Below are 20,209 nucleotides of genomic sequence, written 5' to 3'. Positions count from 1 at the left end.
ATATATGTAATTTTTCTTTCGACATAAAAAATAATGTCGCACCTTTGTGCGACATTTTATTTCTTAACTTAAATGGTGACCCCGACGGGATTCGAACCCGTGTTGCCGCCGTGAAAGGGCGGTGTCTTAACCTCTTGACCACGGGGCCACAAAAGACATTACTTATTTTATCATATTTTCATGTCTTGTCAACGATAAATTTTTCCTTAATAATTGTCATTTTTTGGATATAAAAATATCTGTACTCTCTCCCTGTTTTATTTCTCCTATTAAAGCATATTCGATTTCTAAATACTTTGCAATATCTTCAATGCTTATATTTGCTTCATGATGGCTTCCTCTTTTCTTATGCCTTTCAGCGACAACTTTCTTCCCATATTCGTTTAATTCGGATATAAGAATATTACCGCCTTTTTTACAGACCCTCACCATCTCATCCAGTACCTTTTTATAATCCCTCATGTGATGCATGGCATTGTATGTAGCCACAACCTCAAAAGTTTCATCTAAAAATGGAAGATTGTGAGCATCTCCCTGAAGTAGCAAAATATTTTCCAAAGTTACACTTTCTTTCAAAAGGTCTTCTGCTCTTTTTAAAGCATCTTTGCTCTCATCAATAGACACGACTTGATATCCGTATTCAGCCAAAGCGGCTGCCATTCGTCCCCGTCCTGTACCAATATCAAGAGCTTTTCCACTTCCTCTGCCTAACATTTCCACAGCTTCTTTTACATCCCTCTCCATAGTTTCACCTCAAAAACTTTTTTTATTTATTATCTCTCTTTTTGTACTTTAATAAAACGCAAAAACATGCTATACTAATTAAAGTACTAATAAAATCACTCCTCTATAATAAATGCGGTATTTTTATACCGCATCCTTTTTGGACTAATATATGCCCCCGTATGGTATAGGGTTACGTTAAAAGTATATCACATTCTCTATGTAATGTAAATACAGAATTTCAGTGTGTTTCTTGTGAAGAAATAATCGGTTGAGACACTTTTCCAAAATAATTTGTCCCCCATACTCCTATCAATATCATAATAGCTCCTATTATATGATACCAATAAAAAGCTTCACGTCGTATGGTGATCCCCGCTATTACCGAAATTACTGTGGTCAAATTTGCAAAAACTGAAGCTTGAGATGCAGGCAATTTTGAAAGAGCGTAATTGTTTAAAAAATACGCTACAACAGAAGATAAAACACCTAGATATAACACAAGAATAAGTACTCTGTAATCAGTTAAATCCCTGAAATAGTCAGAAATAGGATAGCCTTTTGCTAATCTATCAATTAAATTTAAAAAATTGAAAGAAATTGCGGCAAACCACATCATGACAAAGGTTATCTCAATAGGTGAAAATTCTAAAGAAGACTTCCTTGCTAAAATACTGTAAAAAGCTGCAGATAAGACTGCTCCTAAAAGATATACAAAACCTATAATTGACGTATTACGGCTTTCAACACCTGTCATAAAAATTATAAAAGCAACTCCTGTAACAGACAAAAGAATAAAAAAAAGCTGATACAAAGAAGGCCTTTCTTTTAAAAATACCGCCGCCAAAGCGGTAACAGCAATAGGAATTAAAGCTATCATCAAGCCAGAAAGAGAAGAGGATGTATATTTTACACCATATGTTTCAAATATAAAATACACAACAGGCTCTGATAGAGACAATAAAAACAATGGCCACAGATTTTTCCCTCTATAATTAAGTTTAATAATTCCAAATATCCACAAAAGAGTAATCATAAATGCTGCAAGTAAAAAACGATAGGCTATAAGCTCCATAGGAGAAACTACATCAAGCCCCATAGAGGTAAACATAAAAGAAAATCCAAAAATTGATGCCATTCCTATTCCTGCTAAATAAGGATAATAGGCCTTTATCCTTTCCAATTTAACACCCCCGCCTTTTTTAAAGCACCGAATATAATTATATAACACTTCCCCCAAAAAATAAAACCCAGACAAAGGGGACGGTTCCTCTTGTCTGAAAAGTTTTGTCACAAAATTGATTTTAGATGTGTTATTATTAGTGAAAAGAGACAGGGGAGGTGTTAAAAATAGAGGAGAGTTTCAAAGATATCTTTGAAAGGTATTATCCAAAAATTTTAAAACAGATATCCTGGATTGTAAAAGATGAATTTAAAGCAGAGGACATTGCGCAGGAGGTATTCATAAAGTTCTTAAAAAAGCCTCCCCGGCACAATGAAAATATAGGAGGTTGGCTTTCAAAAGTGGCCATGAACCATGCATTAAACTATCTTCGAACAGAAAGAAGCGCAAGAGTAAGAGAAATAGAAGCCTTCCAGCAGAATGAAGAAAAACTTTTGGAAGACCCCGAAGAAATAGCTATAAAGAACTTTGAAAAGTCAAAGGTGAAAGAAGTTCTATTAAAAATGAACAAAAGAGACATGATGTGTTTAATACTTAAGCATTCAGGTTACAGTTATGAAGAAATAGCAGTCGCTTTGGGAATTAAAAAATCCTCCGTAGGAACAACCATTGCAAGAGCTCAGAAAAAATTCAAGGAATTATACGAAAAGGAGGTGTGAAAGGATGTGCTACGATGAAGGAACTCTTCAGGCATATTTAGATGGAGAATTAGATGAAATTACCTCAAAAAATATAGAAGAGCATGTAAAAACCTGCAGCACATGTAGGCAAAAATTAGAAGAGCTAAAGTTCATAAATGAATTTACAGCAAATGCCTTAAAAACTTCCAATATAGACTTGAATGAAGCGTGGATGGCCTTTAATGAAAAATTGGGCAAAGAAAATAATAAAAGAAAGGGAGTGGTATACTTGTTTACAAAGTACAAAAAGGCCATTGCCGCTGCTTTGATAGTAGCATTTATAGGCGCCTCAGCCTTTTTCCCGCCACTTAAAAATGCAGAAGCCAAACTTTTAAACATATTCAGGCTAAATAAGATGCAGGTTATAACAATAACACCAGAGGATATGACGCAAATCCAAAATCAGTTCTATGACAGAGGCATAAAAAATATAAGCCTTAAAGACTATGGAGAGATTATAAAAGACGGTTCTTCAGAAGGGCGTCAAATTTCTCCTGATGAGCTTGACAAAGTAAAATCTGAACTCGGATATGAAATAAAACTTCCAGCAGATGAAAATTTTGAAATAAAGCATGCGTACACCTCAAAAATTGAAGGCTTAGAGTTTATATTAAAAGTCGACAAAATAAATGACCTCATTAAAACATTTGGTGGTACCCACCTTTTCCCAAAAGAACTTGACAGAAAACCCATTATTATAAATTTTGGTAAAACACTTGGTATGGATTTACAGAAAAAAGGCAGTGAAAAAGTCCAAGTTGTCCTTGACATAGTAAAAACCCCGGAAATAGTGGTACCAGAAGGGGTAAATGTAGATAAAGTAATTGATGCTCTGGCAAACCTTCCATTTTTACCTGAAAATATAAAAAGGCAAATCGCCAGTGTAACTGACTGGAAAGAGACATTGCCAATACCGATGCCTATGGAGAACAACACTGAAACTAAGGAAATAACCATTCGAGGAAATAAAGGCATTCTAATTGTTGAAAAATCCGGACCTTATTTTGTAACTTTGGGATGGACTGAAAATGGAGTGATGTACAACCTCACAATCTGGCCAAATCCTACAGGAGACAATAAGAATTCCCTTACAAAGGAAGAGGCAATAAATACACTGATGCAAATTGCAAATTCAATGAGGTGATTAAATGGTTCTAGAGACACAAAATCTCACAAAGCAGTTTAACGGAAAAGGCGGTTTTAAAGAAGTAACTCTTTTTATTGATAAAGGAAAGGTGTTTGGATTCTTAGGTCCAAACGGTGCTGGGAAGACCACTTTTGTAAAAACCATGGTGGGGTTTTTGCACCCCACCTCTGGTTTTGCATGGATTTTGGGAAAACCCATAGGCAGTGTAGAATCAAGAGAAAAAGTAGGATTTTTACCTGAAAATTTCAGATATCACGACTGGATGACAGGAAAAGAGCTTTTAAAATTTCATGCAGAGCTTCATAGAATAAAAAATCCAGATAAAAAAATTGAGGAGCTTTTAGAATTGGTAAAATTAAAAGGCCATGAAAATAAACTCATCAAAAATTACAGCAAAGGAATGCAGCAGAGGATTGGCATTGCAATATCCCTTTTAAATGACCCTGAAATAGTTTTTTTGGATGAACCTACTTCAGCCCTTGACCCTGTTGGTAGAATTGAAGTAAGAGAAATCATCAAAAAATTAAAATCGCAAGGCAAAACCGTCTTCTTAAACAGCCACTTATTAAGTGAAGTAGAAATGGTGTGCGATGAAGTAGCTATAATAAATCACGGCAGAGTAATAGCGCAAGGTAAACTGGAGGATTTATTAAAAAAACAAACCTATGTAGAAATGATTATATCAGACTACACCCCAGAGTTGATTGAAAAAATTTCTCGCCTATCAAAAGAATTTCAGTTTAAAGAAGGTAAGATCTCTTTTAAAGTAGAAGACAGAGAAAAAATACCAATTATAGCCAAAATGGTGGTAGAAGCCGGTGCCAAGCTGTATCAATTAAATACCCAAACTTCTTCGCTGGAAGATTTATTCATAAATTTGATTGGAAAGGATGAGGTTTCATGACAACTATAATAAAATACACCTTTAAAGAGATGCTAAAAAAACGGGCTTTTTTATTAGTCTCTATCTTATCCCTCCTCTACCTTTCCATATACGCTTTTGGATTGAGCAGAATATTTGATCGCCCCGCAAGTTCTATATTCGACATAATAGTTGAATCACAAATTTTATCTGCTGGTCTTTTCTTTGCAAACTTTATAGTAGCTTTCCTCGTGGTTTTGACGTCTGTAAATGCCATATCTGGAGAAATAGAAAGCTGCACTATATATTCTATTTTGTCTAAACCTATAAAAAGATATGAACTGGTATTGGGGAAATTTATAGGCTTAGGCGCTATGATTGTAATATACAGCTCCATCATGTTTTTGTCTGTAATAGGTTTGAACATTTGGTTTGGCTCTAAAATAAATTTCGGGTGGGATAACATTTTAAAAGGTCTCTTTTTCTTTGACTTAGGCCCTATTGTATTTTTAGCTCTTATAATCGCTTCAAGCTCAATTTTTTCTACTGTAAACACAGGAATAATCGCCATTATGGCCTATGGAATTGCCCTTGTTGGAGGAGTTTTAGAGCAAATTGGATATGCAATCCAGCAAGGCACGGCAGGAACATTAGCCTCAAATTCTGGAGAAAGCTTGATTAACGCTGGCATACTTACAAGCCTCATACTCCCCACCGATGTGATATACAGGAAAATGATAGCAGTCCTTCTTACAAAAAGCAGCGGAATAAGCTTCATGACACAAGGTTTCTTTGGGGGCATGTCCCAACCCAGTATTTACATGTTTATATACATCTTCTTCTACGTGGTGTTTCTCCTCTATTACGGTGCAAAGCGCTTTTCACAAAGAGACTTATAAAGGCGGCTTCAGCCACCTTTTAACTTTTTAAGCCCTTCTAAACAATAACCCAGACCAAACCATTGACAGTTACTGCATATCTTTTCCATTTTTTCTTCCGTCATTTTCTCTTTAATTCTATTTGTGACTTCCCTATAGCTCAATATCTCCCCTGGCCTTATATCTAAAACTTCTAAAATTGCCCTATCTTTCCCTTTTACACTTCCTGGATACTCTTCCTCTGTACATTCTCCATTTACATTGTTTGGACACATGCTGCAAATGTTATCCACACTATCCACAGCTTTTATCAACATATCATGTTCATTATTCAATTTTCTAATAATTTCATCCATATTTTTAACAAATTTTTCATCATAACCAAGCCCTCTAAAGCCCAACACACACAAAAAGTGATGTCCTCTTATCTCCATTTCAATCTCTCCTCTTCCCAGGATTACAACAATAATTATACTGCTAATTTGAACTGTAACCTAAGAAAGAAAAGAAATTTACATCCCTCAGTTTATCACAATAAAGTCATAATTTCTTCAATTATAGAAAATAATACATTTAAAGGAGTGATTGTATGATTAAAAAACCAAAAAAACCTCACAAAGTGCCAATAGAAAATCACAAAACTGCTTCCTGGGCAAATATACAAAATGTAAAAGAACAATCAAATGTGCCTATCCCAAGTGAAAATGAGGTAATAAATGCAAAAGAATGGGTAGAAGAAAACAAAAAATAACGATTCCGGGCATACGCCCGGAATCGTTATTCTGTCAGCCTTCTATATCTTTCATATCTCTCTTTTGCAGTATCTTCTGCCTTCTGATAAAGTTTTTCCGCAATGTGAGGAAATACATTTTTAAGTGAGGAATATCGTATCTCCCCCTCAATAAATTCTCTGAAAGATTTTATCGGCTCTTTAGAATCAAGTACAAATGGATTTTTGCCTTCTTTTTTAAGTTCTGGATTAAATCTATAAAGGTGCCAGTAACCAGACTCCACTGCTTTTTTCTCCTCCATTATACTTGTTCCCATGCCTGACTTTATGCCATGGTTTATACAAGGAGCGTATGCTATTATAAGTGAAGGCCCTTTGTATTTTTCTGCCTCCACAAAAGCCTTTATCGTCTGGTTCATATTTGCTCCCATTGCAACTTGCGCCACATACACGTATCCATAGCTCATAGCCATCAAGCCTAAATCTTTCTTGCTTGTCCTCTTACCTGCTGCCGCAAATTTTGCAACTGCTCCTAATGGAGTAGATTTTGAGGATTGCCCTCCTGTATTAGAATACACCTCTGTGTCAAGCACTAGTACATTTACATCTTCTCCTGATGCTATAACATGGTCAAGCCCTCCAAAGCCAATGTCATACGCCCATCCATCTCCCCCTATTATCCACTGAGATTTTTTTATAAGAAAATCTTTTTTGTCAAGTATCTCTTTTATTATCTCATTCTCTGTATACCCGCCTCTATTTATAATATCCAAAATCTTTTTAGAAGCAATTTTAGATTTATCTCCATCCTCCATCCCATCAATCCACTCTTGGAATGCAGCTTTTAATTCTTCGTCAATAGGGATATTTATAGCTTCTTTCATCAAATCTCTAAGCCTTTCCCTTATCTGCTTATTTGCTAAAAACATGCCGTAACCAAATTCGGCATTGTCTTCAAAAAGTGAGTTAGCCCAAGCAGGCCCTTTTCCCTCTTTATTAGTAGTATAAGGAATAGAGGGTGCACTTGCCCCATAAATAGATGAACAGCCTGTGGCATTTGCTATCATCATCCTATCTCCAAAAAGCTGTGTCAAAAGCTTTATGTAAGGAGTCTCACCACAGCCGGGGCATGCGCCACTGAATTCAAACAAAGGCTTTGCAAATTGACTGCCTTTTAGAGTCGTCTTATCTATTAAATTATCTTTGACATCAAGAGTTACAGCATACTCCCAATTTCTCGCTTCTTTTTCTATTTGTTCTTCAGCGGGTTTCATTATAAGAGCTTTTGTAGGTGCTGGACAAACATCCGCACAATTGCCGCATCCTGTACAGTCTAAAGGACTTACCTGTATTCTATACCAAAGCCCTTCTAATCCTCTTCCTATTGCTTTTTTCAGTTTAAAAGTTGGAGGCGCTTTTTTCATTTCTTCCTCCGTTAACAAAAATGGCCGTATTACTGCATGAGGGCAAACATAAGAGCACTGGTTACACTGTATGCAATTGTCTATCTGCCATTCGGGTATCAATACTGCAATTCCTCTCTTTTCATAGGCAGTCGTACCAGTAGGAAATGTGCCATCTTCCATTCCTACAAAAGCACTTACAGGAAGCAGGTCTCCTTCATTTCTTTCCATAGGTCTTTGTATATTTTTAACAAAATCAGGCTCTGGCTTTACAATTTTTTGCCCTTCTTTTGCGTTTTTCCACTCCTCAGGCACTTCTACTTTTACAAGAGCTTCTACGCTTCTGTCAACAGCCTTTAAGTTCATATCCACTATATCCTGACCTTTTTTGCCATAGGCCTTCTGTATAGAATCTTTTAAATACTCAACTGCTTCTTCAAAAGGTATTATATTTATAAGTTTAAAAAACACTGTCTGCATTATCATGTTTATTCTGTTACCCAAACCTATTTCTTGGGCAATTGATATGGCATCTATTGTATAAAAATTGATATTGTTTTTAGCTATATATCTTTTCATTGAAGCAGGTAACTTCTCCTCCAGCTCCTCTTTACTCCAAGGGCAATTTAATACAAAAATCCCACCATGTTTAAGTCCTTTTAAAACATCATAATTGTAAATAAAAGACTTATTGTGACAGGCAATATAATCAGCATGATTTACCAAATAAGAAGATTTAATCGGCTTTTTACCAAACCTCAAATGGGAAATAGTGGTGCCTCCTGATTTTTTGCTGTCATACTGAAAATATGCCTGCACATACAAGTCTGTGTTGTCCCCAATTATTTTAATAGCCGATTTATTTGCCCCAACCGTTCCATCAGAGCCTAATCCCCAAAACTTGCAGCTTACAGTGCCAAAAGGTGTAGTCTCTACAAATTCACTTTCTTCTAATGATGTGTAAGTCACATCATCTAAAATTCCTATGGTAAAACGGTCTTTGGGGGAGTCCTTTTTTAAATTGTCATAGACTGCAATAATCTGAGAAGGAGTTGTATCTTTTGAGCCCAGACCATATCTACCTCCTACTATAACGGGCTTTTTATCTTTGTTATAAAATAACTTAGCCACATCAAGGTACAAAGGCTCTCCTATTGAACCCGGCTCTTTTGTCCTGTCTAATACGGCAATCTTTTTAACTGTATCAGGTAAAACCTCAAAAAAGTGTTTTTCAGAAAATGGCCTGTAGAGATGTACTTTAATTAAACCCACTTTTTCTCCTTTTTTTGTTAGATAATCAATCGTCTCTTCTATCGTGTCACAAACAGAACCCATAGCTACAATTATATACTCTGCGTCCTTTGAACCGTAATAGTCAAAAAGGTGATATTCTCTTCCCGTCAGCTCTTTGTACCTCTTCATGTAATTTTCTACTATGTCAGGAACCTTTTCATATAATTTATTAGCAGCTTCTCTTCCTTGAAAATAAATATCGGGATTTTGTGCAGTACCTCTTACAACAGGATGTTCAGGATTTAACGCTCTATCTCTAAATTCTTTAACTGCCCTTAAATCTAAAAGTTTCGCAATTTCTTCATATTCCACCACTTCTATTTTTTGCATCTCGTGAGAAGTCCTAAAGCCATCAAAAAAATGCAAAAATGGTACCCTAGATTTTATAGCAGAAAGATGAGCTATAAATGCCATATCCATGGCTTCCTGTACATTGGCAGAACAAAGAAGTGCAAAACCTGTTTGTCTTACTGCCATTACATCCTGATGGTCGCCAAATATAGAAAGTGCATGGGCAGAAATTGCGCGGGCACTTACATGAAACACCCCTGGCAAAAGCTCTCCTGCAATTTTATACATATTTGGTATCATTAAAAGAAGCCCCTGTGATGCGGTATATGTGGTTGTCAAAGCGCCTGCAGTTAAAGAACCATGGGCAGCACCTGCAGCACCTGCTTCTGACTGCATTTCAACAACCTTCACAGGTTGTCCAAATATGTTCTTTTTTCCGTGGGCAGCCCATTCATCAACATTTTCAGCCATTGGAGAAGAAGGCGTAATAGGGTAAATTGCTGCAACCTCAGTAAAAGCATAAGAGGCATAAGCAGCTGCTGTATTTCCGTCCATTGTAGCCATTTTTCGCATAAAATAATCCTCCTTAACTCTTAACATGGTTTTTCTATCCAGATATATTATTTCATTAAAAAAGAATAATCATGCATCTAGACATAGAAGATAATTTTAAATATTTGTCTTCAGAGTTTTAATGATAGAACTGTTTCTTTTTGCCTTTATAAAAAAATATAGTCCATTAAAATTTTTTTGTAATGCAAGAAGGAATTTGTACAAATATATAGAATATATTATGTATTAAGATGAGTGTACAAGTAAAGGAGATGTACATTATGGAAGGATATATGACCGCTGTTGTTAAACAACATCCCAAAGAAGGTGCAGATATAATAAAAAAAGAAATACCAAAAATAGAACCTGATGAGGTACTAATAAAAGTCAAAGCCACATCTATTTGTGGCACAGACGTTCACATTTACATTTGGAACGAATGGGCAAAAAGCCGGATAAAACCACCTAAGATAATGGGACATGAATTTGTAGGAGAAGTTGTAGAAATAGGAGAGAATGTAACCTCAGTAAAGGTTGGAGATTTAGTAAGTGCGGAGACTCACATAGTATGCGGAAAATGTAAAGCTTGTAGAACAGGAAATGCCCATATTTGCGAAAATACGCTAATACTCGGTGTTGACACAGACGGTGCTTTTGCAGAATACATTAAAGTCCCTGAAAGCAATGTATGGCTAAACGACAAAGACATACCTTTAGAACTTCTCTCCATACAAGAACCCCTTGGAAACGCCGTTCACACAGTATTTTCTGGAGAGGTAGTAGGAAAAACTGTCGCTGTAGTAGGGTGCGGCCCTATAGGCATGATGGCAATACCACTTCTTGAAACAACTGGTGCTTCAGCTATATTTGCAATAGAACCTGTCGAATACAGAATGGAACTTGCTCATAAATTAGGTGCAACGCGCGTTATAAACCCTCTTAAAGAAGACGTCTTCAGTATAATAAAAAGCGAAACAGAAGGCTACGGCGCAGATGTAGTATTGGACTTCTCTGGAAGCCCCACTGCAATAAGACAAGGCCTTAAATATATCGCAAAAGGCGGAAGAATGTCTATTTTGGGTCTTCCTGACAATGAAGTTCCTATAGACATAACAAATGACGTCGTTTTTAAAGGTATAACAATAAACGGCATCACAGGAAGGCGAATGTACGATACCTGGTACAAAGTAAAAGGTTTATTGCGCTCTGGCCTTAAAGAAGCATTAAAACCAATAATTACTCATACCTTCCCTCTTTCTGAATATGAAAAGGGCATGGAACTAATGATAAAAGGCCAATGTGGTAAAGTTGTGTTATATCCATAAACAAAAGGAGGTAAAAAAGATGCCACTTACAAGATTAAATGAAATTTTACAAAAAGAACTCGATGAGTTAAAGACTGAAGGTCGTGCTAAAGGAAAAGAACTTATCATAGTAGATGTAAAAAAACCACAGGGTGAAAAAGGTCCACGTTTCTTTTTAAAAGGCTTTGGAGACAAAGAATTTATAAGGATGAACTCTAACTCTTACCTCGGAATGCAATTTAATGAGGAAGTAATAAAAGTAGAAGAGGAGACTGCAAGAAAGTTTGGCATTGGACCTGGAGCAGTGAGGTTTATAAGCGGAACCTATATAACACATAGAAACCTTGAGAAAAAGCTTGCTCAATTCCATGGTAGAGAAGATGCAATGATTTTTAGCTCTGCATACATGACTGTGGTAGGAATCATCTCCTCTTTGGTAACTCCTGAAACAGTAATAATAAGTGATGAACTTAACCACAACTGTATTATCAATGCTATAAGACTTTCAAGACCCAAAGAAAGATATATTTATAAACACCTAGACTATAAAGATTTAGAAAATGGAATAAAGAATTTTATTGGTAAAGCTAAACGCGCCATTGTAGTCACTGACGGTGTATTCAGTATGAGAGGAGATTACGCAGATTTAAAGAAAATTCAGGAGATTGCAGACAGATATGACAAAGATTTTGAAGAAAACATAATAACTATAGTTGACGATTCTCACGGTGTTGGCGCTTTTGGCCCAACTGGAAGAGGCACAGAAGAAATAACAGGTGGAAAAGCTGACCTTCTCATCGGTACTATGGGAAAGGCATATGGTGTAAATGGAGGTTATGTAGTATCAAACGAGGTTATAACAACTTACTTGCGAGAAAAAACTATAACTTATATTTACTCAAATCCAGTAACACCATCAGAAGCTGCTTGTGTTTTAAAAGTCCTTGAAATACTTGATAGCAAAGAAGGTCAAAAAAGACTTTCACACCTCAAAGAATTGGCAAAATTTTTTAGAGAAGGGATTGTAAAATTAGGATATGAAACTGTAGTAAGCGAGCATCCAATAGTACCACTTTTAGTTAGAGATGCAACAAAAACAATAGATTTAGTAAATTACCTCATAGATAACGGTATTCTTGCAACAGCCATAAACTATCCAGTGGTACCAAGAGGTAGTGAAAGTATCCGGTTTCAAATTAACGCCGACCACACAACTTTTGATATAAATTATGTACTGAATGTATTGGAATGTTACAGAAAAGAAAGGTGGAGCTATAATAGTTAAATTTTATCTTCTCTTTGCTTTCTAAAAGGTCTCTTAAAGGGGCTTTTTGTTGTAGACAAATAATATTTTGTATGCTATAATTGTAAAGAAAAAGTGAAAAAACCCTTTAATTTAGCCCAGCGAGGCTAAAAAGGAGGAAAATAAAATATCTATATTTGCATCCTCCTTTAGAGGGTTTTTTTGTAAACAAAAAACTCAAAGGAGGTTTTTTTATGTCAAACAAAATATACGGAATCGAAGAAACCCCCCCTATAAAACAAGCAATTCCACTATCTTTTCAGCACGTATTTGCCATGTTTGGTGCAACAATTTTAGTACCTCTTTTAACAGGTCTTGACCCAGCTGTTACCCTCTTCACATCAGGGCTTGGAACTTTAATATTCCACTTGATGACAAAAGGAAAAGTACCTGCGTATCTAGGTTCTTCCTTCGCCTTTATAGCACCTATAATAGCTGCAACTAAGCAATTTGGTGTAAGAGGTGCTTTTACTGGTATGATAGCAGCAGGCCTTGTATATATAGTGGTATTCATAATCATAAGCTTGACAGGCATCGATTGGTTAGATAAATTGCTTCCCCCCGTTGTAGTAGGCCCTGTAGTTATGATAATAGGCCTAAGCCTTGCTCCTGTAGCAATAGCTCAAGCGCAAAAAGATTTAGCTACAGCTCTGTTTACAGCGGCATTAATAATCATATTCAGCATGTTTGGCAAAGGATTTATAAAAGTCATACCCATACTTTTAGGAACAATTGGCGGATATATATTCGCGATAACAAGAGGTCTTGTAGACTTTGAGCCTGTTTCAAAAGCTTCCTGGTTTGCAATTCCCAAATTCTCCTTCTTAACAGGACATACTCCGGAACTAGCATGGGGTGCTGTCTCTTTGGTTGCGCCGCTGGCCTTAGTCGCTATAATTGAAGACTTAGGGCACGTCCTCGTAATAGGAAATATCGTTGAAAAAGATTTAATAAAAGACCCTGGATTTCATAGAGTAATGTTAGGTAATGGCCTTGCAACATCAATTGCGGCACTTTTTGGCGGACCACCCAGCACAACTTATGGTGAAAACATTGGAGTCCTTGCAATAACAAGAGTCTATAGCTCAAGAGTAATTCAAGGCGCCGCTATAATAGCCATACTTTTAAGCTTTATACAAAAAATAGGCGCTTTGATAGAAGTAATTCCACAACCTGTTATGGGCGGAGTGACAATAATACTCTTTGGAATGATTGCGGCAGCAGGTATGAGAACACTTGTTGAAAATAAAGTTGATTTTTCTGACAGCAGAAATCTCATAATAGCTTCTGTAATACTGACTTTGGGTGTAGGCGGTATAAAAATAGCCTTCGGAAACTTCGTCTTTGAAGGCATAGGTCCTGCCACCTTAGCAGGAATACTTCTAAACCTTGTCTTGCCCAAAATCAACTTAGCAAAAGCAAAAAAGACGGAAAAAACTTCAACCTCAAAAGAAGCCGTTCACGAAGCATAAAAAAGAGGGGAATAATTTATCTAAACTCAAAAAGAGACAAGTCTAATAAATATAAGGCTTGTCTCTTTGTACACATATAAACACTGTGTAAAATTAAATTACGATTATAGATAGGGTACATAGTACAAATAGAAACTTAAATACCTTTATCGTAATCTTCGCCATATCTACGTACCAAAATACCCTTTAACCGTTGGACTTCTTCCTCTAATTCTTTTATACGCTTGTTTTTTGCAGCGATAAGGACGCTTGCAGGAAAAGGAAATTAGACTCATAGGTGTTGCTACATATGGTAATGCATTAAACCGTCTTGCCGAATTTCTTAATGAATATTATCCTGACGTAACAAGTATTGTAGATATTCCATATGACAAGGCTCTGTTACAATGGTGTTCTTTTCTTGTTGACAAGGGTATGAGTATCAATGATGATGAAGAAATTTCCAATAGACAATACGAGACGGTTTTTAACCAATTATATTCTTTCTTTACCAATCTTTATGATACCCGTGATTGATCAGCGTACATAAACTTAACTTCATTCTTGATTGAAGGGCTAAAGGTTGAAAAGTCAATAGTTTTATTGGATAAACTCCACTTTGCAGGGCGTAAGTCATCAAAAAAGGAATCTCTAATATCCCAAACATCATTACCCCAATAACCATTTAGTAACTCGCTAATTTCCTGTCTTTTTTCTGCTGTTGGTTTAACTTGATATGCAACACTCACTTTTTATCATTCTCCTTGGTTTTATTTTTTAACTTCATACGTTTTTCAGCCTGTTCCCAGTCTTTACGCATTTCTTCTTCGTCTGGATGTGAATATATCTGCATAGGTGTTTGAACATTCGACCATCCGTCACGTTGCTTAATCTTTTCAAATCCCCAACCTTGCTTCCGAAGTGTATCAAAATGACTGTGACGAAACATATGGTGAGTTACATATATGCCCGTTTTTTCACGTAACCTTTTAAATAGGGAAGCCACATCAGGATATTCCATAGGTTGATACTTGTCTTTTCCTGAAAGTTTAATAAAGACATGGTTTGTATCTACTTCATCAGTGTGATACTCTGCAACATAGTCCATATACAGGTTCATTAGGTCAGCAGATACATCTATCCTTCTTGGACTGCAAACTGTTTTAATATCAGCAAGGTTAGGCAATTCACCCCTGTCTTTAAGGTCAATCTTCCTTGCATCAATGATGAAATCCTCAAGCCATAAGGATAAACACTCACCTATACGGAATCCACTTTCCCAGAGCAGTTGTATAAGGAACTTGTCCCTCAAATTAGAACAAGCATCTATCAATATAGCGATTTTCTCTTTTGAAATGGTTTTTGGGCGTTTTTTTGGGACTTTAACCTTTAAAATTTTCGTATTGTAATCCCTGTTCTTGTTAATATGATATAAGAAATCCTTAAATTCTCTCCGAGAACCTGGTATCTGCTTTTTAAGCCTTTGAGATAATTGTATAGAATAATCATCAACCTTCATTAGATAGTCATAAAACTCAATAACACTTGATATGTAGGCATTAACAGTATTTGCTTGTAAAACATCTTGCGAAGGCTTTATTGATGATACTTTTACATTCCTATGTGGTGTTTGTAGCCATCTCATGAACTCTGCCATATCGTCTATGCTTATATCACGATAATCTCTGTCTTTTTGTTGAAGAAACTCAAAAAACTCCTTCAAATGATAACAGTATGCACGAAGAGTGTTCCTTGCTTTCCCAGCATTATCTTTGAATTTTAAAAACCTATACACTGGCTCTACTGGCTCACCGTCATCATCAACAAGCAAGTATCGCTTCTGTCCTCCTGGTGTAACTATTTCCTCCACTCTCAAGGGAATACCCCCTACTCCAAAATATTATATACCAAATATGCTATATATACTGTAGTTATTTAATATATATTAACATTAACTTATGTATAAAAATAATAGATAGAGCATACACAAAATACTGTGTAGCCTATCTATTATCATAGTTTAGTTAAACTTCCCCCCTCTTTTATAAATTACTTTCTTTTAGCCTTATACCCACTTCAAACATTCTATTCCACGGCATGTATACCTCAAAGTTATAATTAAATTCACCAAGATTTTCTTTTTTAAATTTCTCCAGCTCAGTTTTTACAACTTCTGAAATAGCCTTTCCCTTATCAGCTAAATTGTAATAACTAACTCCATATTTATCTAATTGCTGTGTCACTTTTGTTCTAACTGATATCCTCTCAAATGATTTTTATACACAATTTCCCATCAACCATTGTCATATCTACAGTCAAATCACTGTCTAGAATCGTTATATCAATAGCTATGCTTCCTTTTCTGTCGTCTATGCCAATTGCTTTAGCAGGATTTGTTGAAACCATTTTTATAGCTTCAAAAAGCAGTATCCCCAGCTAGAATTAAAATATAGTGAAAAGAAACTTCAAAAGAAGCAACATAAGGTTAATGAGATAGCATCATTACAAGCAATAATTCCTTATCAGCCGTTAAATTTACGGTTAAGTCCAATGAATGAAAGTAAAGTTTATACCTTTGCTCAAAAATAGTATTTGTTATATTGGATAAAGAAATAATTAACTTAAAACACTTGATTCTAATGAAAGAAAAATTTTACACAAAAATTTAGACTTCACTCTTAAATAACTTAAAAATTTAAATTTTAATATTTCGTGAACAACCTCTCAACATATTTTTCAATTAACTTCTTGTTAAACTCCGGTCCTCCGTCTATATTAGCACTCATATAAATAGGTGGTGTATATCCCATTGATAACATAATTTTTACTGCTTCCACTATAGTAGCTTGTAAAAGCACAACAGCTGCTATTGTAGAAGTAGGACCAACCTTAACAGGTAACCCATCCAATTCAATAACTGAATCTCCTTCTTTCCCACGGTTATCCAAAATTACATCTGCAAATTGATAAAGATTTTTCCCTGATGAATGTCTAGATTTTAACTTCTTTGATACATCTAGTGAAGTAACAACTATTAATTTATTCCCCTTTCGCTTTACAAAATCGGCTACTTCTATTGCCAGCGGATTCCTGCCAGAATTAGAAATAATAACAAAACAATCATTTTCACGAAGTTCATAATTCTCCATCAGCTTTGTTCCAACACCTTCAATTGTCTCATATAAACCTCGGGAAGGTTCCTCAACAGTCTTAGCAGGAATTAAACTTCCTGCTCTTCCTGCTATTTCTATCGCTGCAGCATAAGAATGTCCACTACCAAATGAATGTAAAATCCCACCATTGATAATAGAGTTAGCAATAATCTCACTAGCTTTTCTTATATTTTCATGTTGTGTATCCTTAAGTTCTTTAATCAATTCTTCCACCACTTCAAAATATTTTAAAAAGCTCATATACAACATCTCCTTTTTAAAATCCTTTAAAATTTAATACTATACTAATAGTCTTTTATAATTTTCTTTAGTACTATTAGTAAATTATCTTCCTAAATAAACAAGAGATTTTTATATCGAGTAGGAGCTGAATAATTATTTTATTCAGCGTCCTCTCACACCACCGTACGTACCGTTCGGTATACGGCGGTTCATTAGGAATTGTGTACAATTAGATATCTTTGGGATAAACTCTTATAACCTATGCTCTCAAAGTATTTATTTGTAAGAGTCTTATTTAGGATTGGGCTATTGGATATTCTCCAGTAGCCTTTCCTTGTATTGGCGTATTCCCAGGCTTTTTGTTCTTCTACTCCTAGTTTTACTAAGTTATCATGCTTCGTTTTTATCTTCTTCCATTGTTTCCATATACATGCCCTCAGTCTTCGCCTTATCCATTCGTCAAGGGTTTTCATTATGCTTTTCGCGTCTGCTAATCCAAAATAGTTGACCCATCCTGTTGTTATTTGATTTAGTCTTTTTATTCTGTTTTCCATGCTTATTCCCTTGTTCCGATTGGTTATTTCTCTTACTTTTCCCTTAAACCTTTTGATGGATTTTTCATGGATTCTTATTCTTACTTCGTTTTCTTTTGTATAGAATGAAAATCCAAGAAATTTTCTTCTCCATGGTCTATCTACAGCACTTTTTGCTTCGTTGACTTTTAGTTTTAATTTGCTTTCTATGAATTTCTTTATGCTCTTCATTACTCTGTTTCCTGCAGACCTGCTTTTTACATATATGTTGCAGTCATCTGCATATCGGCAGAATTTATGCCCTCGTTTCTCAAGTTCTTTGTCTAGTTCGTCCAACATTATGTTTGCTAATAGGGGACTTAATGGCCCTCCTTGGGGTGTCCCTTCTTCTGTTGATACTTTGATTCCGTTTATCATTACTCCTGATTCTAGGTATCTTCGTATTAACTTTAGTACTCTTTTGTCCCCTATCCGCTTTTCTAGTTTGGACATTATTATGTCGTGGTTTACTCTGTCAAAGAATTTTTCTAAGTCCATATCTACAACCCATGTGTATCCTTCATTTATGTATGCTTCTGCGGCTTTTATTGCGTCTTTTGCACTGCGTCCTGGTCTGAATCCATAACTGCTATCAGAAAATGTATGGTTGTAGACTTTATTTAGTATTTGGGCTATTGCTTGTTGTATTAGTCTGTCTAGTACTGTAGGTATTCCTAGTAGTCTTACTCCTCCATCTGGTTTGGGAATTTCTACTCTTCGCACTGGTTGTGGTTTGTATTTCCCTTCCAGCAGTTGTTGTTTTATGGTTGACCAGTTTTCTTTGAGATACGGTAGAAGTTCATCTACTTCCATCCCATCGACTCCATGGCTTCCTTTATTTGCAACAACGCGCTTGTATGCTGCTTCCATGTTTCCTCGTTCTACTATCATTTCAAGCATCTTGCTGGTATATCTTTGTACTTCGTTTCTTCCATCTTCCGACGCCGATGATATACTATGCACTTCCGTTGTCTTTTGAAATTCCATTTCTCTATTCAACGGATAGCCTCTTTGTTGAGTTGTCTGCAGTCTTCGCATATCTTTCGAGTCCATAAGATTTTCAAAACCTCCTAACGTTCGGTCCTTCCTTATCTATTCATGACTAGATAAGTACTATGACCTCTGCTGACTTCTCAAGGTTCAGCCATACATCACTGCATGGGTTGTCACTTCAGATTTTACTTCCACGACTTATCCTTGAGACCTCCCCGGGTAAGAACGATAACTTTCATCTCATATATCTGCCAGATTTACTGTATGGGATTCGGGTAGTGTTGGACTTCGTTTTGTTACGCAAACTCATCCATCCCAATTCAGCCTCTTATCTGGTTCTTGTTCATCAGACCGAGATTTTGCCTTAAGCTTCCTTCAGATTCCACCTCACGATGGACACCCTTGCTCTTGGCTAGTGGTTCCCACTACCAAGCCCACAGCGGACTTTCACCGCCTAGTTATCGCCCATGCCGGGCGCACGTAAGAAGGCCTAAACATTCTGTCTAGGCCTATCTTGTGTGGACTTTACTTTAAACAGAACCTACTCGGTTTGTTTTTTATTTGCTCATTTATTTCCATTAGACAAGTATTTTAAATAAAGAAAGCACAAGCGCTACTGCAAATATTCCTACTATTAGTTTGTTTGGAGTAACTCTTTTTCTTAAAAACCAAACCAACACGAATGTAGTAATAAGTGGTAACATGCTCGGCATAATACCATTTAATAATTCTTGAACTTTCAAAATTTTATCGCCGACTGTAAGCTGTAAACCTGTTTTTACATTGACCCATTGCGCTACCAACACTCCAAGGACCATAAGTCCTAATACAGCTGAGCCTTCAGCAACTTTTTGAATTATATTACTTTCTTTAATATCTTTTAGCATTCTCATACCAGCGTTATACCCATACAATAATGAATACCATCTGAAGCCAAAATTTATTATATTCCAGCTTATTAGAAATATTATTGGACCCAATATACTACCTTGAAGTGCAAAAGAAGCACCTATACCAGCAAGTAATGGCCTTAAAGTTCCCCAAAATAGAGAGTCTCCTATACCCGCAAAAGGTCCCATAAGCCCAACTTTGATATTATTAATAGTGTCTTCTACCTCAATGCCTTTGGCATTTTGTTCTTCTAATGCTATAGTCACACCTAGTATCGGTTCTATCATCCACGGGTGCGAGTTATACATTTCCAAATGTCTTTTCATAGCTCTTCGTTTTCTTTCCTCATCAGGATATAATTTTTTAATTACTGGAGTCATTGCATGCAAAAAACCCAATGCCTGGAATCTTTCATAATTAATAGATGCCATTTCAAATAAAGAACGCCAAAAAACTCTTTTCAGATCATTTCTTGTTATTTTTACATTTTCTTCAGAGTCATTAACATCTATATTAACCTCTTCTAAATCTCTCTTTATATCTTCAGACATAGCAATT

General features: G+C 35.9%; 18 protein-coding genes, 1 tRNA gene and 1 pseudogene. 8 read left to right on the top strand and 12 right to left on the bottom strand.

Annotated features, from left to right (window positions below):
- Positions 1-73: 73 nt before the first annotated feature.
- From THYS13_RS11760 to THYS13_RS11750, 3 genes are all read right to left on the bottom strand, one after another.
- Positions 74-148: transfer RNA gene (locus THYS13_RS11760), tRNA-Glu, on the bottom strand.
- A gap of 68 nt (positions 149-216) precedes the next feature.
- Positions 217-744: a class I SAM-dependent methyltransferase gene (locus tag THYS13_RS11755; protein ID WP_042834688.1), complete on the bottom strand. Its 528-nt coding sequence runs from the start codon at positions 742-744 to the stop codon at positions 217-219.
- Positions 745-964: 220 nt separating this feature from the next.
- Positions 965-1,906 carry a DMT family transporter gene (locus THYS13_RS11750; protein WP_042834801.1) on the bottom strand — a complete coding sequence of 314 codons (942 nt, stop codon included), beginning with the start codon at positions 1,904-1,906 and terminating at the stop codon, positions 965-967.
- 158 nt (positions 1,907-2,064) lie between these two features.
- Between THYS13_RS11750 and THYS13_RS11745 the strand changes: the two genes are divergently transcribed.
- From THYS13_RS11745 to THYS13_RS11730, 4 genes are read left to right on the top strand one after another with little or no spacing between them, the layout of a single operon-like run.
- Positions 2,065-2,565, top strand: coding sequence for an RNA polymerase sigma factor SigX (locus THYS13_RS11745; protein ID WP_042834687.1), 501 nt, complete (start codon positions 2,065-2,067; stop codon positions 2,563-2,565).
- Positions 2,566-2,569: 4 nt separating this feature from the next.
- A complete protein-coding gene (locus THYS13_RS11740) occupies positions 2,570-3,730 on the top strand; it encodes a DUF2275 domain-containing protein (RefSeq protein ID WP_042834686.1) in 1,161 nt (386 codons plus the stop codon).
- 4 nt (positions 3,731-3,734) lie between these two features.
- Entirely contained in the window at positions 3,735-4,637 is a 903-nt protein-coding gene (locus THYS13_RS11735; RefSeq protein WP_042834685.1) for an ABC transporter ATP-binding protein, read from the top strand.
- Positions 4,634-5,494, top strand: a complete 861-nt coding sequence (locus tag THYS13_RS11730) for an ABC transporter permease (protein WP_042834683.1) — start codon at positions 4,634-4,636, stop codon at positions 5,492-5,494. The genes THYS13_RS11735 and THYS13_RS11730 overlap by 4 nt, the downstream gene beginning before the upstream one ends.
- Positions 5,495-5,502: 8 nt before the next feature.
- On the opposite strand, the gene THYS13_RS11725 is transcribed toward THYS13_RS11730, so the two are convergent.
- A complete protein-coding gene (locus tag THYS13_RS11725) occupies positions 5,503-5,907 on the bottom strand; it encodes a DUF1284 domain-containing protein (RefSeq protein WP_042834682.1) in 405 nt (134 codons plus the stop codon).
- Between the two features lie 155 nt (positions 5,908-6,062).
- Between THYS13_RS11725 and THYS13_RS11720 the strand changes: the two genes are divergently transcribed.
- Positions 6,063-6,224, top strand: a complete 162-nt coding sequence (locus THYS13_RS11720) for a DUF3787 domain-containing protein (RefSeq protein WP_065214144.1) — start codon at positions 6,063-6,065, stop codon at positions 6,222-6,224.
- Between the two features lie 26 nt (positions 6,225-6,250).
- On the opposite strand, the gene nifJ is transcribed toward THYS13_RS11720, so the two are convergent.
- Entirely contained in the window at positions 6,251-9,763 is a 3,513-nt protein-coding gene (gene nifJ / locus THYS13_RS11715; protein WP_042834681.1) for a pyruvate:ferredoxin (flavodoxin) oxidoreductase, read from the bottom strand.
- A gap of 260 nt (positions 9,764-10,023) precedes the next feature.
- Between nifJ and tdh the strand changes: the two genes are divergently transcribed.
- From tdh to THYS13_RS11700, 3 genes are all read left to right on the top strand, one after another.
- A complete protein-coding gene (gene tdh, locus THYS13_RS11710; protein WP_042834680.1) occupies positions 10,024-11,067 on the top strand; it encodes an L-threonine 3-dehydrogenase in 1,044 nt (347 codons plus the stop codon).
- Positions 11,068-11,086: 19 nt separating this feature from the next.
- Positions 11,087-12,331 carry an aminotransferase class I/II-fold pyridoxal phosphate-dependent enzyme gene (locus THYS13_RS11705; RefSeq protein ID WP_042834679.1) on the top strand — a complete coding sequence of 415 codons (1,245 nt, stop codon included), beginning with the start codon at positions 11,087-11,089 and terminating at the stop codon, positions 12,329-12,331.
- A 212-nt stretch (positions 12,332-12,543) separates the two neighbouring features.
- Positions 12,544-13,821 carry a solute carrier family 23 protein gene (locus THYS13_RS11700; protein ID WP_042834800.1) on the top strand — a complete coding sequence of 426 codons (1,278 nt, stop codon included), beginning with the start codon at positions 12,544-12,546 and terminating at the stop codon, positions 13,819-13,821.
- A 497-nt stretch (positions 13,822-14,318) separates the two neighbouring features.
- On the opposite strand, the gene THYS13_RS11690 is transcribed toward THYS13_RS11700, so the two are convergent.
- The 7 genes and pseudogenes from THYS13_RS11690 to THYS13_RS11665 form a co-directional block, all read right to left on the bottom strand.
- Positions 14,319-14,549, bottom strand: a complete 231-nt coding sequence (locus THYS13_RS11690; RefSeq protein ID WP_042834677.1) for a hypothetical protein — start codon at positions 14,547-14,549, stop codon at positions 14,319-14,321.
- Positions 14,546-15,676, bottom strand: coding sequence for a tyrosine-type recombinase/integrase (locus THYS13_RS11685; protein WP_042834676.1), 1,131 nt, complete (start codon positions 15,674-15,676; stop codon positions 14,546-14,548). Before THYS13_RS11685 ends, THYS13_RS11690 begins: the two co-directional genes overlap by 4 nt.
- Before the next feature lie 166 nt (positions 15,677-15,842).
- Positions 15,843-16,043 (bottom strand): DUF4127 family protein, encoded by a 201-nt coding sequence (locus tag THYS13_RS11680; protein WP_042834675.1) that lies wholly within the window; start codon positions 16,041-16,043, stop codon positions 15,843-15,845.
- Between the two features lie 22 nt (positions 16,044-16,065).
- Positions 16,066-16,236: pseudogene (locus THYS13_RS14210) on the bottom strand (amidohydrolase family protein); the annotation flags it as partial.
- 266 nt (positions 16,237-16,502) lie between these two features.
- Complete coding sequence (locus THYS13_RS11675; protein ID WP_042834674.1) at positions 16,503-17,213, bottom strand: SIS domain-containing protein; 711 nt, start codon at positions 17,211-17,213, stop codon at positions 16,503-16,505.
- Between the two features lie 194 nt (positions 17,214-17,407).
- On the bottom strand, positions 17,408-18,820 hold the full coding sequence (gene ltrA, locus THYS13_RS11670) for a group II intron reverse transcriptase/maturase (protein WP_042832609.1): 1,413 nt from the start codon (positions 18,818-18,820) through the stop codon (positions 17,408-17,410).
- Positions 18,821-19,338: 518 nt separating this feature from the next.
- Positions 19,339-20,202, bottom strand: a complete 864-nt coding sequence (locus THYS13_RS11665; protein ID WP_052210525.1) for a PTS system mannose/fructose/sorbose family transporter subunit IID — start codon at positions 20,200-20,202, stop codon at positions 19,339-19,341.
- Between the last annotated feature and the right edge of the window lie 7 nt (positions 20,203-20,209).

It is taken from the genome of Thermoanaerobacter sp. YS13, assembly GCF_000806225.2.
Lineage (GTDB): Bacteria > Bacillota > Thermoanaerobacteria > Thermoanaerobacterales > Thermoanaerobacteraceae > Thermoanaerobacter > Thermoanaerobacter uzonensis.
This window is presented reverse-complemented; position numbering and strand designations above follow the sequence as displayed.